Annotated in this window: 16 protein-coding genes; 12 read left to right on the top strand and 4 right to left on the bottom strand. The window is 62.5% G+C overall.

Translation table 11 applies throughout. From position 1 onward, the window contains the following. Positions 1-51 precede the first annotated feature (51 nt). Entirely contained in the window at positions 52-213 is a 162-nt protein-coding gene (locus VMP31_RS09805) for a PA1571 family protein (protein WP_325506533.1), read from the top strand. Positions 214-306: 93 nt separating this feature from the next. Here the strand turns inward: VMP31_RS09805 and pdxB are convergent, their stop codons facing one another. Next, entirely contained in the window at positions 307-1452 is a 1146-nt protein-coding gene (gene pdxB, locus VMP31_RS09800; RefSeq protein WP_325506531.1) for a 4-phosphoerythronate dehydrogenase PdxB, read from the bottom strand. 167 nt (positions 1453-1619) lie between these two features. On the opposite strand from pdxB, the gene VMP31_RS09795 reads away from it, so the two are divergent. Together VMP31_RS09795 and VMP31_RS09790 are read left to right on the top strand one after the other, a co-directional pair. Then, positions 1620-2999 (top strand): MATE family efflux transporter, encoded by a 1380-nt coding sequence (locus VMP31_RS09795; protein WP_325506529.1) that lies wholly within the window; start codon positions 1620-1622, stop codon positions 2997-2999. After that, positions 2999-4081 carry a DUF3080 family protein gene (locus VMP31_RS09790; RefSeq protein ID WP_325506527.1) on the top strand — a complete coding sequence of 361 codons (1083 nt, stop codon included), beginning with the start codon at positions 2999-3001 and terminating at the stop codon, positions 4079-4081. The genes VMP31_RS09795 and VMP31_RS09790 overlap by 1 nt, the downstream gene beginning before the upstream one ends. Here the strand turns inward: VMP31_RS09790 and VMP31_RS09785 are convergent. Both VMP31_RS09785 and tusA read right to left on the bottom strand, forming a co-directional pair. After that, positions 4039-4494 carry a gamma-glutamylcyclotransferase family protein gene (locus tag VMP31_RS09785; protein ID WP_325506525.1) on the bottom strand — a complete coding sequence of 152 codons (456 nt, stop codon included), beginning with the start codon at positions 4492-4494 and terminating at the stop codon, positions 4039-4041. The genes VMP31_RS09790 and VMP31_RS09785 overlap by 43 nt on opposite strands. A gap of 187 nt (positions 4495-4681) precedes the next feature. Further along, positions 4682-4933: a sulfurtransferase TusA gene (tusA, locus tag VMP31_RS09780; RefSeq protein ID WP_325506523.1), complete on the bottom strand. Its 252-nt coding sequence runs from the start codon at positions 4931-4933 to the stop codon at positions 4682-4684. Positions 4934-5079: 146 nt separating this feature from the next. Here tusA and VMP31_RS09775 point away from each other — a divergent pair, with 146 nt between their 5' ends. Continuing rightward, positions 5080-6621, top strand: a complete 1542-nt coding sequence (locus VMP31_RS09775) for a CocE/NonD family hydrolase (RefSeq protein ID WP_325506521.1) — start codon at positions 5080-5082, stop codon at positions 6619-6621. A gap of 289 nt (positions 6622-6910) precedes the next feature. On the opposite strand, the gene rlmM is transcribed toward VMP31_RS09775, so the two are convergent. Further along, positions 6911-7966 carry a 23S rRNA (cytidine(2498)-2'-O)-methyltransferase RlmM gene (rlmM, locus tag VMP31_RS09770; protein ID WP_325506588.1) on the bottom strand — a complete coding sequence of 352 codons (1056 nt, stop codon included), beginning with the start codon at positions 7964-7966 and terminating at the stop codon, positions 6911-6913. A gap of 409 nt (positions 7967-8375) precedes the next feature. On the opposite strand from rlmM, the gene acnA reads away from it, so the two are divergent. From acnA to VMP31_RS09735, 8 genes are all read left to right on the top strand, one after another. Next, positions 8376-11120, top strand: a complete 2745-nt coding sequence (gene acnA, locus VMP31_RS09765) for an aconitate hydratase AcnA (RefSeq protein ID WP_325506519.1) — start codon at positions 8376-8378, stop codon at positions 11118-11120. A gap of 139 nt (positions 11121-11259) precedes the next feature. Then, a complete protein-coding gene (locus VMP31_RS09760; protein ID WP_325506517.1) occupies positions 11260-12825 on the top strand; it encodes a PAS domain-containing methyl-accepting chemotaxis protein in 1566 nt (521 codons plus the stop codon). 214 nt (positions 12826-13039) lie between these two features. Further along, positions 13040-13579, top strand: coding sequence for a DinB family protein (locus VMP31_RS09755; protein WP_325506515.1), 540 nt, complete (start codon positions 13040-13042; stop codon positions 13577-13579). A 137-nt stretch (positions 13580-13716) separates the two neighbouring features. Then, complete coding sequence (locus VMP31_RS09750; protein ID WP_325506513.1) at positions 13717-14115, top strand: GFA family protein; 399 nt, start codon at positions 13717-13719, stop codon at positions 14113-14115. Between the two features lie 2 nt (positions 14116-14117). Next, positions 14118-14276, top strand: a complete 159-nt coding sequence (locus VMP31_RS23375; protein ID WP_414705443.1) for a DUF6429 family protein — start codon at positions 14118-14120, stop codon at positions 14274-14276. A 67-nt stretch (positions 14277-14343) separates the two neighbouring features. After that, positions 14344-14748, top strand: a complete 405-nt coding sequence (locus VMP31_RS09745) for a thioesterase family protein (RefSeq protein ID WP_325506511.1) — start codon at positions 14344-14346, stop codon at positions 14746-14748. 143 nt (positions 14749-14891) lie between these two features. Beyond that, positions 14892-15323 carry an MAPEG family protein gene (locus tag VMP31_RS09740; protein ID WP_325506509.1) on the top strand — a complete coding sequence of 144 codons (432 nt, stop codon included), beginning with the start codon at positions 14892-14894 and terminating at the stop codon, positions 15321-15323. A 49-nt stretch (positions 15324-15372) separates the two neighbouring features. Continuing rightward, positions 15373-15702 carry a hypothetical protein gene (locus VMP31_RS09735; RefSeq protein ID WP_325506507.1) on the top strand — a complete coding sequence of 110 codons (330 nt, stop codon included), beginning with the start codon at positions 15373-15375 and terminating at the stop codon, positions 15700-15702. Positions 15703-15742 lie beyond the last annotated feature (40 nt).

Genomic DNA, 15742 nt, shown 5'->3' with positions numbered 1-15742 from the left:
CGCCTTCATCTAACCCTCATAAACTCGCGCCAACTGACAAGGAGACAAGCCATGCACCGCTCGCAACAGAACTCGCACAAACCCGCGCCCATGCCGATTGGCGGCTTTGTCATCGATGCTCAGGGCCGCGAAATCCCGATCACCGAAGAGATGATTCAACAGGCTTGCAACGCGCTGGAAAAGGCTCAGCAGCCAGCCGCCAAACGTAAGTAACCTTTCCCGCCGGGGCTGTTTTGTAGGGTGGATGACGTTTTTTTCATCCACCATTAAGACCGCAGATAGTGGATGGATAAAGCGCCATCCACCCTACCCCCTCAGCTTCGCACCCAACGCCTGCACCAAGTTAGTCAACTCCGGCGCATCGCCCTTCACACAGACCTCCAACCCGTCGATTTCCCGGCGCATCGGGTAATGCTTGCGCAGGCTGTCAAAGGCCGCACGCCGGGTTGCCGCATCGCCCTGCAGGCTACGGCGAAAGTCCGCATCGTCGCGGCGCGGGTCGTACGCCGCGCGGCAGATAGTGGCCAGCGCCCAGGCCGGATCGGCGCTGGCATCAATAGTCAGATCACTCAACCAGGGCGCGGGCATCAGCTGCGCCAGCTCGATACTGGGCGCAACGCCCAGGTGCTGACACAGCGCCTGGTAGATCTGCGCCGTGCCACGCAGCTTGCCGTCCAGGCTGTAGCCGGCGATATGCGGCGTGGCGATGCGGCACAAGGCGGCCAGTTCGACATCCGCCTGCGGCTCGCCTTCCCAGACATCCAGCACCACCTGCAGATCGCTGCGCTGCGCCAGCAACTCGCGCAGGGCCTGGTTATCCACCACCGCGCCGCGACTGGCGTTGATCAGCCAGCTGCCCGGTTTGAGTGAGCCCAGGCGCGCGGCATCGAACAGGTGATGAGTCGGGTGCTCGCCCAGACGCTCCAGCGGCGTATGCAGGCTGATCACATCGCACTGATCCAGCACCTGCTGCAGGCTGACGAAATCGCCACCTTCAGCCGCCTGTCGCGGCGGATCGCAAACCAGCACACACCAGCCCAGACCGCGCAGCACCTTGACTAGGCGGCTGCCGACCTGGCCTGCGCCGACCACCCCATAGGTACGGCTAGTCAGGTCGAGGCCCTGCTGCTCGGCCAATACCAGCAGGCTGCCCAGCACATAGTCGACCACGCCGCGGGCGTTGCAACCCGGCGCGCTGGCCCAGGCAATACCGGCCTGCTGAAAGTAGTCGAGATCAAGGTGATCAGTGCCGATGGTGCAGGTGCCGACAAATTTAACCGCCGAGCCCTCAAGCAGCGCGCGGTCAACTCGGGTCACCGAGCGCACCAGCAGCAAGTCGGCATCGGCAACAGCGGCCGCATCGATACCACGGCCAGGCAAACGGCGGATCTCGCCAAAACCAGCAAAAAATTCGTCAAGCAGGGGGATGTTTTCGTCAGCAACAATGCGCATGGGAAGCTCCGCAAATCAGGCCGGCATTCTAACCCGCCTGCAGCGCTTGGCTACGCTGAGTAGGGCAATGCGCCCGTCGCGATAAAACACTGCTCAACAAGGTTTCCTGACCAAGCCGTCAAAGCGTAGACTGCGCGGTTTCCCGACACCCTGCCGGATATCTTTCCATGCTCGCCCAAACCCGCCCACAACGCGTCGGCACCGAAGCGTACAGCCTGCTAAAGCTGGCCACGCCGATCATCATTGCCCAGCTGGCCAACACCGCCATGGGCTTCGTCGATACGGTGATGGCCGGCCGCGTCAGCCCGCAGGATCTGGCGGCGGTGGCGCTGGGCAACTCGATCTGGGTGCCGGTATTTCTGTTGATGACCGGCATCCTGCTGGCCACCACGCCCAAGGTCGCCCAACGTTTTGGCGCAGGCTCGCACGGCGAGATCGGCCCACTGGTGCGCCAGGCCCTGTGGCTGGCGCTGGGGGTGGGGCTGGCCGCCGCCGTGTTGCTGTGGAATGCCGAAATCATCCTGACCCTGATGAATATCGACCCCAGCCTGATCGAGCCGTCCATGGGCTACCTGCGCGCCGTGGCCTGCGGCTTCCCGGCAGTGGCGCTGTACCACGTACTGCGTTGTTTCAGCGACGGCCTCGGCCACACCCGGCCGAGCATGGTCATCGGCCTATGCGGCCTGGCGCTGAATATCCCGCTCAATTACATCTTTATCTACGGCAAGCTCGGGCTGCCGGCCATGGGCGGCGTCGGCTGTGGCTGGGCCACTGCGCTGGTGATGGGCTTTATGTTTTTGAGCATGCTCTGGTGGGTGAAGTGGGCCCCGTTCTATAAGCCGAGCAAAATCTTCAGCCACTTCGAATGGCCGCAGTGGCCGGTGCTCAAGCGTCTGTTGTCGGTCGGCCTGCCGATCGGCATCTCGGTATTCGCCGAGTCGAGCATCTTCGCCGTGATTGCCCTGCTGATCGGCGGTCTGGGTGCCACCGTGGTGGCCGGGCACCAGATCGCCCTCAACTTCAGCTCCATGGTGTTTATGATCCCCTACTCCCTGGGCATGGCCGCTACCGTGCGGGTCGGCCAGGCCTTGGGCCGTGGCGAGCCCCGCGAAGCGCGCTTTGCCGCCGGGGTGAGCATGGGTGCGGCCCTGGCCTACGCCTGCCTGTCGGCCAGCCTGATGTTGCTGCTGCGCGAGCAGATCGCGCAAATCTATACCCCTGATCCTGCGGTTATCGCGGTGGCCACCACCCTGCTGGTCTACTCGGCGCTGTTCCAGTTTTCCGATGCCATCCAGGTCACCGCCGCCGGCGCGCTGCGCGGCTACCAGGACACCCGCGTGACCATGATCCTGACCCTGTTCGCTTACTGGGGCATCGGCCTGCCGGTGGGTTATGCGCTCGGCCTGACCGACTGGCTCGGCGAGCCCAGCGGCCCAAGTGGGCTCTGGCAAGGCCTGGTGGTGGGCCTGACCTGCGCCGGCGTCATGCTTGCGGTACGCCTGGCCGGCAGCGCGCGTAAACGCATCCGAGCCGCTAAGATGGCCTGATGATCGCCCGCCTGCTGCTCCTCGCCGCCCTCGCCAGCCTCTGCGCCTGCAGCCCAGGGGACTCGGGGCTGGCGCTGCAAAATGACTACCTGCAGCGCCTGAGCAATGCCCTCGACGAACCCCGCCCCGAAAGCTTCGACAGTGCCGAGCTGCCGCGCTATCGGATGCCGCCCCGGCGCGCGCGACTTATCGCAATTGCCGAGGTGCGCATCAGCCTGCTCGACCTGCTGATCGATGTGCGTCACTGCCCCGCTCTGCAACAACAAATCAGCCAACGCAACAGCAGCCTGGGCAAGCAGCTCACGCCCAGCAGCCGCCTGGCTTATGAAGGCGAATTGCTGCGCGACATAGACGCCTGCGCCGAGCATATGCGCGGCAGCGACGAACAGGCACTGAGCCAGACCCTCGAAACCCTGGCCGTCGCCAAACGCCAGCAACTGCCGGCGGTGTACTGGAATGCCCTCAATGGCAGCGCGGAAGTCGAGCGCTACCTGCGCTTTGCCGAAACCGCGCTGCCGGCCGACGCAAGTGAAGACAACGCTGCCCTGGAGGCCCTGGCGCAACTGGCCGAGATCGGCAGCGCCCTGCCCCAGCGCCTGCCGCCGCCAGCGGCGCAGCTCGACGCGCTGTTCTTTGCCCTGCATGCCAGCGACCAGGGCGGCCAGTTGATCACCAGCCTGGCCAGCCTGACCCACAACCTCGAACAAGGCAGCCAGCTGCTGGAGAGCAGGCAACAGCGGCGGCCGCTGTGCCCCACCGGGCAAGCCACGGCCCGCGCGCGCATCGTGCAGAATATCTTCGTCAAGTATTACGCCGGCAGCCTGCAGCCCTATCTGGCCCAGGTTCATCGCCGCGGGCAGAGCTGGAGCGCCAGCCTGCGCCGGCTCAGCAGCACGGCGCAGATCCCAACGGCAACCCGCGACTATCTGCTGCAACTCAGCGCCGAGGAAGCCTCGCTTTGGGCCGGCTTTGAGCAAGCCACCGCGCGCCATGTGCGCAGCTGGCAGGCCACCCTGAAAAGCTGCGGCCTGGCCCCCGGTCAATCGGGATGGAACGGCAACTCGGCCAACAGCGACCAGTAAGCCTCGGACAACAGCTCGCGGCCGGCCAGCAGGTGGGCCAGGTAATCGGCGCTGGGCAGCAGGCCCTCTGCGCGAAATACCGGATTGGCGATATACACCCACGCCGGCTGCAAGCCGTGGTTGGTCAGAACCGGCATGCACTCACGGCTGTAATAGATCGGCGTGCCTTCGAAATGATCCAGCTTGGCGATCTCGTCAGCGTCCTGCAGGCGATAGAGCACGCCCTCCACCACAGCGTCGCGCTGATGGCGAATATTGGCGTAGGCGCGCCCCGGCGCACGGTCCATGGCGCGTTTGTTGAAACACAGACCGTAGCCGGGCAAACGCCCAGGCAGCGCCTCGACCACGCTCAGGCCGCGGGCCTGCATGCGGGCCGGGTTCATATTCGAGCCGTAGGCGAAGTACCAATTCATTAGGCTATGTACCAATTACCTGTGGCATGGGGTGCCTGGGGAGGAATGACACTGTCGCCGCATTAGGTATGGGTGAGCCGTGCGCACCAAGAATCCGCAGGCAGCCCCACGCCCCTACTAAGTCACGCTTCTTCACACTTATACGCCGACATCTCAGCGCAATACAGTGCTGAGAAAGGGCCCGTCATCAATCAAGTTTCTTGCGGATCAGATACAGATAAGTCGCGCCCTCTTCAGCCTGTTCCACCAGTTCATGGCCGAGAAACACGCAGAACTTGGGGATGTCGCGGCGGGTCGAGGGGTCGGTGGCGATCACCTTGAGCAGGCCGCCAGCCGGCAGATCGCGCACCTTGTTGTGCAGCATCATCACCGGCTCGGGGCAGTTCAGCCCGGTGGCATCAAGGGTGTCATCGGGTATGGCAGTGTTTTGCAAAGACATCGGCAGGCTCCAGTTGCAGGCCGCTATTCTGGCGCAAAGCTGACCCAAAGGTCATCCCGCAAAGCGACACAACCTTGGATGGGCAGCCGCAAGCGGGCCACTTAAGGCAGGCTGCGCAGCGCCAACTATTCCAATAAGAGCCATTTATGCGCCTTGCCTTGCTACTCGCCAGCCTGCTCCTCGGCGGCTGCGCCGCCCGTGACCAACTCCCCGACTTCAGCACCAGCGCGGGGCAGGACCTACCCGCCCGCCACTTTGACGCAGTGATCCATGGCCGCGACGGCACCCGCCTGTCGGCCACGGTGTTCCAGCCGGCGCTCAAGGCCGGCGAACAGGCCCCAGTGATCGTCCACACCCACGGTTGGGGCGGCTGGCGGGTAACCCGCCCGAACGGCTTCTACGGCACCCAGATGATGTCCGGCCGCGCCGCCCTCAAGGCCTGGCAGGCCGGCTACTGGGTGATCAGCTACGACCAGCGCGGCTGGGGCGGTAGCGAAGGCAATATCGAAATGATGGACCCCGAGTTCGAGGTGCAGGACGCCCTGGCGGTGATCGACTGGGCCGCCGCCCACCTGCCGCGCCTGAGCATGGACGGGCCGAACGACCCCAAGGTCGGCATGCTCGGCGAAAGCTATGGCGGCGCAGTGCAGTTGCTGGCCTCGGCCGAGGATCCGCGCATCGACGCCATCGTGCCGATTGCCACCTGGTACGACCTGGGCGAGGCCCTGGCCCCGGACAGCCACCTGAAGGTCGGCTGGACCAGCGTGCTGCTCAGCATGGGCCTGGCGACCGGTTATGACCTGGGCAAGTTTATCCAGGCCCCTTACCTGAAAAGTGTCGATGGCCGCATGCGCGAGCCGGTGCGCGCCGAGCTCAAGGCCCACAGCCTGGCCAGCTACTGCGAGCGCGGCCAACGCCCGCAAGCCGATGCCCTGCTGATTCAGGGCATGCGCGACACCCTGTTCCCGCTCAATCAGGGCCTGGCGATTCGTGATTGCCTACTACAGGGCCCGCACGATGTGCGCCTGCTGGGCATGCAGGGCGGGCATATTCTGCCGCCGCCCGTGCAGCGCTGGAGCGGCCTGCCGCCGTTCAACAACGAAGCGGTGCTGCACTGCGATGGCCGGGCGATCAACCTCTACCAGGCCATAGTCGCCTGGTACGAAGACAAATTGCGCGGCCGCAGCGGGGTTGCCGCAAGCATTCCCGAGCTTTGTGTCAGCCTCGATCTGGACCAGGGCCTGGCCCTGCAGCAACTGCCGGGCAACCAGCGCATCGAGCTGCCCGCCACGGCGATTCGCCCGCTCAGCAGCGGCCTGCTGCAACCGGCACGGTTTATCCCCTTGCAGCAAGTGCAGCAGCCCAGCGCCCTGATTGGCGTGCCGCGCCTGCACCTGGAAAACGCCGAACAGCTGCCAACCCTGTTTGCCGCCCTGGTGGTCCAGCGCGCCAATGGCAAGAGTGAAGTGCTGAGCGAGCAGGTGACCCCACTCAAGGGCCGCGCCAGCACCGAACTGGCCGCCATCAGTACCCAGCTGCAAGCGGGCGACACCCTGGGTTTGCGCATCAGCGGCTTTAGCAGCCAGTACCTGTTCAACGGCTCCTGGCAGCTCGCCAGCAGCACCCTGCAAGGCACACTCGAACTGCCGCGTCTATTGCCCTCCGCGCAACAGCTGGTTAAGAAGTAGGCACCAGGGAGCGCTCGGTGGCAGCCTGGGTGCCGAATCGCCCCCGGATTACGCCAGGGCTGATCCAGGCTACGGGAGCGGTGTAGGGTGGATGACGCCTTTTTCATCCACCATCGATGCTGGTGGATGGGTAAAGCGTCATCCACCCTACGATTCAGCAGACGCGCTGTACGGCACTCCGCCTTGACCGCGAAGGGAGCTGATCGCGGACAAGTCCGCTCCTACAGACCCTGCGTGTAAGCTGCCAGACGGGATAACCCGATGGCCACCTGGGGCTACAGCCCCTGACTTACTTGCCCAGCCGGCGCAGATGGCAGGTCACTTCCTCGCGGTCGTGGTAGAGCTGTTTGCAGGCGATCGAGACCTTGATCTTGCGTTCGGCAAAGCCGTCTTCCAGGCGTTGCAGCAGGCGGCGGACTTCGGCGTAGCGCTGCTTCATCGGCAACTTGAGGTTGACCACCGCCTCGCGGCAGTGGCCCTCGCCTATCCAGGTTTCCAGCAAGGCGGCGCTGCGGGCGGGCTTTTCGACGATATCGCAAACCATCCAATCCACCGGCTGCTTGGGTTTCCAGGTAAAGCCATCGACCATCAGGTGAGTCACCAAGCCGGTGTCCATCAGGCTTTCGGCCATGGGGCCGTTGTCGATGGCGGTCACTAGCATGCCGCGCTTGACCAGTTGGTAAGTCCAGCCGCCGGGGGCGGCACCGAGGTCGACGCCGGTCATCTCGTCCGACAGGCGCTCATCCCACTGCTCGCGGGGAATAAAGGTGTGCCAGGCCTCCTCCAGCTTGAGGGTCGAGCGGCTCGGCGCCTCACGGGGGAACTTCAGCCGTGGAATGCCCATGGGCCAGATCGCCGAGTTATGCGGCTCGGCCATGCCGACAAAAACCTCGCGGCCGCTCTTGAAGGTCAGCAGCAGGCGCGGCTTCTGCGCATCCTCCACCAGCTTGCCGGCCTTGGTCAGGGCGTTGCGCAGCGGCGCTTCGAACTTTTTGCAGAAGTTCGACAGCTCCTTGCCGTCGTTGGTGTCCAGCACCTCCAACCACAAGCTACCGAATACCGGTGAGCCAGCCAGATGAGCCAGCAGTACGCTGATGCGGTCCAGTTCCGGCAGGTCGATAAACACCCCGCGGGCCCACTGCCTTGGGAAAACCAGCTGGTTAAAGCGCACACCGCGTATCAGGCGCTCGGCACCGTCTGCCTCGGTGCAGATAAATTCGGCACAGGCGGTGCTCGGCTTGGCCTTGGCATAGCCGGCCACGTCCAGGCGGGCGGCGTGCTCGGCGACTTCCGCACACACCTCGTTCTCGAAACCGGGGCGGCAGTGCAGTAGCAGGGTAGTAATCGGCGGGGTAGTCATCGGGGCTCTCCTCAAGGCGCGCATCATAACGGACTCGGGAACCCGAAGCGCTTGCAACCTGTCCAGTTAGCAGGCCGTTGAAAAACGTAGGCGAGGTAGGCAAGACAAGGCAAAAACGGCCGAGGAAGCGGAGTTTACTAGCTGTAAATGAGCATTCCGAGGCAGTTTTTAACGCAGTATTGCCAACGCAGGTAGTTTTTCAACGGCCTGCTAGAAGACCCGATGCTTTTGCCCGCCGCTCGCGCCTATTACGACGCCCCTTATCGAGCAGAGCTAACAGGCCGTTTTTATCGCCGTAGCGGTAACCCAGGTCGTTCTTCAACGACCTGCTAGGGTGAAGGCTCTGCAGCAATTCAATCCGGCTTGCACCGTGGCAAGCCTCAGGAGATGCGCAATGCCTTCCTTAGATAGCCTGAACAGCCGCCGCAGCCTCGACGTGGACGGCCAGACCTACCACTACTTCAGCCTGCCGGAAGCGGCCAAGTGCCTCGGCAATATCGACAAACTGCCCATGTCGCTGAAAGTGCTGCTGGAGAATCTGCTGCGTTGGGAGGACGGCAAGACCGTCACCGGCACCGACCTGCAGGCCATGGCCGACTGGCTGCACAGCCGCAGCTCGGAACGGGAGATCCAGTACCGCCCGGCCCGGGTATTGATGCAGGATTTTACCGGCGTACCGGCGGTGGTCGACCTCGCCGCCATGCGCGACGCCATGGCCAAGGCCGGCGGCGATCCGCAGAAGATCAACCCGCTGTCGCCGGTGGACCTGGTGATTGACCACTCGGTGATGGTGGATAAATTCGCCAGCGCCGCCGCCTTCGGCGAGAACGTCGCCATCGAGATGCAGCGCAACGGCGAGCGCTACGCCTTTCTGCGCTGGGGCCAGCATGCCTTCGCCAACTTCAGCGTGGTGCCGCCGGGCACCGGCATCTGCCACCAGGTCAACCTGGAATACCTCGGCCGCACCGTGTGGACCAAGGAGGAAGACGGCCAGACCTTCGCCTTCCCCGACACCCTGGTCGGCACCGACTCGCACACCACCATGATCAACGGCCTCGGCATCCTCGGCTGGGGCGTTGGCGGTATCGAGGCGGAGGCAGCCATGCTCGGCCAGCCGGTGTCGATGCTGATTCCCGAGGTGATCGGCTTCAAGCTCAGCGGCAAATTGCAGGCCGGCATCACCGCCACTGACCTGGTGCTCACCGTTACCCAGATGCTGCGCAGCAAGGGCGTGGTCGGCAAGTTCGTCGAGTTCTATGGCGACGGCCTCGCCGACCTGCCCCTGGCCGACCGCGCCACCATCGCCAATATGGCCCCGGAATACGGCGCGACCTGCGGCTTCTTCCCGGTGGACGACATCACCCTCGGTTACCTGCGCCTGTCCGGCCGCCCGGAGCAAAGCGTCAAGCTGGTCGAGGCCTACTGCAAGGCCCAGGGGCTGTGGCGCGAGCAGGGCGTTGAGCCTGCCTTCAGCGACAGCCTGGAGCTGGACATGGGCAGCGTCGAAGCCTGCCTGGCCGGGCCCAAGCGCCCACAGGACCGGGTCGCCCTGCCCCAGGTCAAACAGGCCTTCGACGACTTTGTCGGCCTGCAACTCAAGCCAGCGGCCAAGGAAGACGCGCGCCTGCTCAACGAAGGCGGTGGCGGCACTGCGGTCGGCAGTTCCGAACTCGTCGGCGAGGTCGACTACCACTACCAGGGCCAGACCTACCGCCTGAGCAACGGCGCGGTGGTGATCGCCGCCATCACCTCCTGCACCAATACCTCTAACCCCAGCGTGATGATGGCCGCCGGCCTGCTGGCGAAAAAGGCCATCGAAAAAGGCCTGCAACGCAAACCCTGGGTCAAGAGTTCCCTGGCCCCCGGCTCCAAGGTGGTGACCGAGTATTTCAACGCCGCCGGCCTGACCCGCTACCTGGACGAACTGGGCTTCGACCTGGTCGGTTACGGCTGCACCACCTGCATCGGCAACTCAGGCCCGCTGCTCGAGCCCATCGAAAAAGCCATCCAGCAGCACGACCTGAGCGTGGCCTCGGTGCTATCCGGCAACCGTAACTTCGAGGGCCGCGTGCATCCGCTGGTAAAAACCAACTGGCTGGCCTCGCCGCCCCTGGTGGTGGCCTATGCCCTGGCCGGCAGCGTGCGCCTGGATATCAGCACAGAACCGCTGGGCCTGGGCAAGGACGGCCAGCCGGTGTACCTACGCGATATCTGGCCGAGCCAGGAAGAAATCGCCGCGGCGATCCAGAAGGTCGACACCGCGATGTTCCACAAGGAATACGCCGAGGTGTTCGCCGGCGACGCCCAGTGGCAGGCCATCGAAGTGCCGCAGGCCGCCACCTACGCCTGGCAGGCTGACTCCACCTATATCCAGCATCCGCCGTTCTTCGAAGGCATCGCCGACGCGCCGCCGCATATCGGTGATATCCACAACGCGCGCATCCTCGCCCTGCTTGGCGACTCGGTGACCACCGACCACATCTCCCCGGCCGGCAATATCAAGGCCGACAGCCCGGCCGGGCGTTACCTGCGCGAACAGGGCGTGGAGCCGCTCGACTTCAATTCCTATGGCTCCCGGCGCGGTAACCATGAAGTGATGATGCGCGGCACCTTCGCCAATATCCGCATCCGCAACGAAATGCTCGGCGGTGAGGAAGGCGGCAACACCCTGCACCTGCCCAGCGGCGAGAAGCTGTCGATCTATGACGCCGCCATGCGTTACCAGGCCGCCGGCACCCCACTGCTGGTAATCGCCGGCAAGGAATACGGCACCGGTTCCAGCCGCGACTGGGCGGCCAAGGGCACCAACCTGCTCGGGGTCAAGGCGGTAATCGCCGAAAGCTTCGAGCGCATCCACCGCTCCAACCTGGTCGGCATGGGCGTGCTGCCGCTGCAGTTCAGCACCGGCCAGAACCGCCAGAGCCTGCGTCTGAGCGGCCACGAAACCCTCAACCTCTACGGTCTGGACGGCGTCGAACTGCATCCGCATATGAACCTGATGCTGGAAATAATCCGTGACGACGGCAGCCGCGAAAGCATCGAAGTGCTGTGCCGCATCGACACCCTCAACGAGGTCGAGTACTTCAAGGCCGGCGGCATCCTCCACTATGTGCTGCGCCAGCTGATCGCCACCGCCTGAGCCAAGCCGGGCAGTTAACAGGCGTCTGCCCGGCGCGTTTTCACCTGATCGCAGCTAGAATGCAGCGAACAGTAAAACGATTAAATTTAAGGCTTACGCGGCCGATCAAGTGGTATCGACCTAAGGGACACGTCACCCCATGCGCAATAATCAACCAGTTACCCAGCGGGAACGCACCTTCCCAACCCAGCAACGCCTGATCTCCACCACCGACGTCAAAGGCCAGATCACCTACTGCAACGATGCCTTTATCGACATCAGCGGCTTCTCCCGTGAAGAACTGCTGCGTGCGCCGCACAACCTGGTGCGCCACCCCGATGTACCGCCCGCGGTGTTCCAGCATATGTGGGACACCCTGAAAAGCGGCCGGCCGTGGATGGGCATCGTCAAGAACCGCAGCAAGAACGGCGACCACTACTGGGTTAACGCCTATGTCACCCCCATGCTGGAAAACAACCAGGTGGTGGGCTACGAATCGGTGCGGGTCAAACCCACCGCCGAACAGGTACGCCGCGCCGAAGTCCTCTACCAGCGCATCAACACCGGCAAATCGGCCATCCCCAAACGCGACACCTGGCTGCCGGTGCTCAAAGACTGGCTGCCCTTTATCCTGATCAGCCAGATCGGCTTTCTGATCGGCATGACCCTGGGCCACAGCTGGGGCTTTCTGCTCGCCGCCGGCCTGTCCATCCCCCTCGGCTTGATCGGCCTGGCCTGGCAAAACCGCGGCATCAAGCGCCTGCTGCAACTGGCCGAACAATCCACCTCCGACCCGCTGATCGCGCAGATGTACACCGACAGCAGCGGTGCCCAGGCCCGCCTGGAAATGGCCATGCTCAGCCAGGACGCCCGTCTGCGCACCTGCCTGACCCGTCTGCAGGACACCGCCGAACACCTCACCAGCCAGGCCAAACAGGCCGACGCCCTGGCCCACAGCAGCTCCGCCGGGCTGGAACGCCAACGCCAGGAAACCGACCAGGTGGCCACCGCCATCAACGAAATGGCCGCCACCACCCTGGAAGTAGCCAGCAACGTGGCGCGCACCGCCATCGCCACCCAGGACGCCAACCGCCTGACCACCGCCGGCCGCACCATCGCCTCGGAAACCCGCGAAGCCATTCAGCGCCTCTCCGTGTCCGTGGGTGAAACCGGTGAAACCGTCACCCGCCTGGCCCAGGACAGCAACGAAATCGGCGGTGTGGTTGACGTGATCAAAGGCATCGCCGACCAGACCAACCTGCTCGCCCTCAACGCCGCCATCGAGGCGGCGCGTGCCGGCGAAATGGGCCGCGGCTTTGCCGTGGTGGCCGACGAAGTTCGCTCCCTGGCGCAGCGCACCGCCGAATCCACCGGGCAGATCCACCAGCTGATCGCCAAACTGCAACGCACCGCCGAAGAAGCGGTAATGACCATGGAAATCGGCCGCAAACAAGCCGACGAAGGGGTCGCGCGCGTGCAGAAAGCCGACGACGCTCTCGCTGGCATCAGCGAAGCGGTGGCCAATATCACCGATATGGCCAACCAGATCGCCGCCGCCGCCGAAGAACAAAGCGCCGTGGCCGACGAGGTCAACCGCAGCATCACCACCATCGCCCAACTGGCCGACCAGACCGCCGGCGAAGCCCACAGCACCGCCCTGCTTAGCGAAGCCCTCACCGCCACCGCTCAAGGCCAGTATTCCCTGGTGGAACGCTTTAACCGCTAACCTCCTCAAGTGCGCCGGCCTGCCGGCGCGCCCTCTCTCCCCTCCTTCCAACCGCCTCGCCCACCAGACGACGGCCATTTACCAGCATTCAAGATGGACAGCCCCGTCCCGAATGGAATAGCTTCTGGCAAAGCTGCCGGGCAGAACAAACCGGTTTGCCATCCGCTTACAGGGACGCCCCTTGATCGAACCTTATCCATAACAAGGAGGCCAAATGAACCTGAAACACCATTTCGAGTTACTGGCCTCCTACAACCTGTGGATTAATACCAAGGTTTATAAGGCTGCGAGCGATCTCGCCCCAATAGATTTAGCCAAAGACCGCGGGGCTTTTTTCGGTTCTATCTTGGGCACCCTAAATCACCTCATTGCTGGCGACACTATCTGGCTCAGGCGGTTTGCTACACATCCGTCTTGCGCAACCTCTTTGCGAGCGGTTACAGAACTTCCGGAGCCAACCAGCTTGAGTCAGATTATTTTTGATGACTTTAGCGACTTACATAAGCACCGCAACTGGTTAGATAAGCAAATCATCAACTGGATCGACGAACTCTCCGATGCTGATCTGAATTACGCTCTCAGCTACCACAACACCAAAGGCGTATTTACCCGCAAGTGTTACTCAAGTTTGCTTTTACATTTCTTTAACCACCAAACCCACCATCGAGGGCAGGTGTCTGCTTTGTTATCACAGGCCGGCTCTGATGTTGGGATTACAGACCTGCTGGTACTAATCCCGGAGGAATCTTTATAGCCGGTTGCTGCTGTCGGATAATTCTCCCGCCACTGCGCAGCTCAACAACTTTCGCACATCACCAACAACATCGACGCATTTCCCGTTATTACTAGCATCGCCGATTCCACGCCAATAGCACATATCAAGGAAGAACAATGAAAGGCAGTTGCTTATGTGGTGCAGTCGCGTACGAAATCGACTCAATCGATATGCCTATCGGGCACTGTCACTGCAACACCTGTAGAAAGGCGCATGCCGCCTTGGCATGTTCAAGCGCTGGAGTGCAGCGCGTCAACTTTCGTTGGCTAAAAGGCCAGTATAGGCTTTCTACCTTTGAATCATCACCAGGCAAACTACGCCACTTCTGCTCAGTTTGTGGCTCTCACTTAATAGCCGAACGCTCTGGCCAGGCGCATGTAATTGTCCGCGTAGCAACCCTTGATGACGACCCGGGCATCATCCCAGAAGCACATATCTGGACATCACATGATGTTCCATGGCTTAAACACGAAGGTGTTCCGGTATACCAGGAATGGCAACCTAACCGCATTTGATAATGGCCGCGAATGGAAAGGAATTGACTTTGGCGTTATGGATGAGCTTTTTTGAAAATGGCTATATCAGCGGCCCCAAAGGTAAAAACGAGTCCGTTTACTTGACGCTAGAAGGCATGCAGCTAGCCAAACAATTAGCCGCCAAACACTTCTCATCGTAGTCGGTCTGCATCCGCTGGGCGGCTAGAGTTCACCCGTCAACGCCAGTTCCTATAAAGGATCTACAGCATGAGTTTTACTACCCACCGAACCATCCTGTTCGGGGACTGCGACCCGGCAGGTATTGTCTATACACCGCGTATTTCCTATTTCGTGATCGAGGCGGTGCAGGATTTTCTGACCCATGTGCTCGGGGCTTCGGGTATTCGTGAGATTTATGCCATGGGGATTCTTCCGCCGGCACGAGCACTGGCCATCGAGTTTCTGGCCCCCATGGCCTGGGATGAGGTAATTGAGATTCAGGTCAGCAGCACGATACCGGGCACTTCGTCCTTTGGTTTTCAAGTTGAGGGCCGCAATGCCGCAGCCGAGATAACCTTTCGCGCCACCCTAACCCAGGTGGCCATATCGCCGCAAAACAAGCGCCCGGTGCCGCTGCCTCAGGCACTGCGTGATGCCTTGTCCGCGGCTTGAGCACGATACGCCTTAACCGGCGGCAGTTCTGGGCTTCCCCTTGACGGCGTCGCAAGAAACTCGACAATGCTGCCCGGCAGGTCGGGCAGTCGCTACGGCGCGACGCCTGGCGCTGCATCTATTTATTACAAGGAGGTAACAATATGCACAAAGCCGCAATTCTCTACCCGGTATTCGCCCTGGCGCTGTGGACTTTTCTGGTTCTGCTGCAGATTCCCATTGCCCGCTTCCGCGCTGCAGCCCGCCGCGAGGTGAAGGCCTGCGACTTCAAGTACGGCGAGTCGGCGACGGTGCCCGCCTATGTCTGCATCCCCAACCGCAACTATATGAACCTGCTTGAGGTGCCGGTGCTGTTCTATGTCGCCAGCCTGTTGGTGTATATCACCGAGGGTACTTCGACCGCGCTGGTTGCCCTGGCCTGGGCCTATGTGGCCCTGCGCGTACTGCACAGTCTGATTCATCTGAGCTACAACCATGTGTACCACCGGTTGATGGCATTCGCCGCCAGTAACCTGGTGCTGATTGCACTCTGGCTACTGGCTGCCATGCATGTATTCGCCCAGGTACCTGCCTGACCGGCAGACGCAGACTGCGCCCTTACGCCCCCACCGCTCAAGGAAGACCATGAAATACCCAACGCTCTCACTACTGGCCGTGCTGCTTTGCGCCGCCTCCCATGCTGGCGCATTCGAATCGGAAAAGGACCGCATCAGCAAAAAACAGGCAGAACTCGACCAGGCCTGCGAAAGCGCCCGGGAGGCAAAGCTGCAGCCCCTGCGGGCCCAGGCCTTTGACGAGTGCATGACGGCCAAGCGCAGCACCAATACGGCGGAGGACTGCAGGCGCAAGAGCGCGGATGTTAATGGCAACAGGTTGGGCGGCAGCCCCAGGTTCTATGACCTGCCGGCCTGCGAGGCGGCCTTCAAGCACCGCAAGAGCCATTCAAACCGCTGATACGCCGCCGGGATAAATGCCCGAACCGCCACGCACTGTG

It is taken from the genome of Pseudomonas sp., from assembly GCF_035512415.1.
Taxonomy (GTDB): Bacteria; Pseudomonadota; Gammaproteobacteria; order Pseudomonadales; family Pseudomonadaceae; genus Aquipseudomonas.
This window is presented reverse-complemented; position numbering and strand designations above follow the sequence as displayed.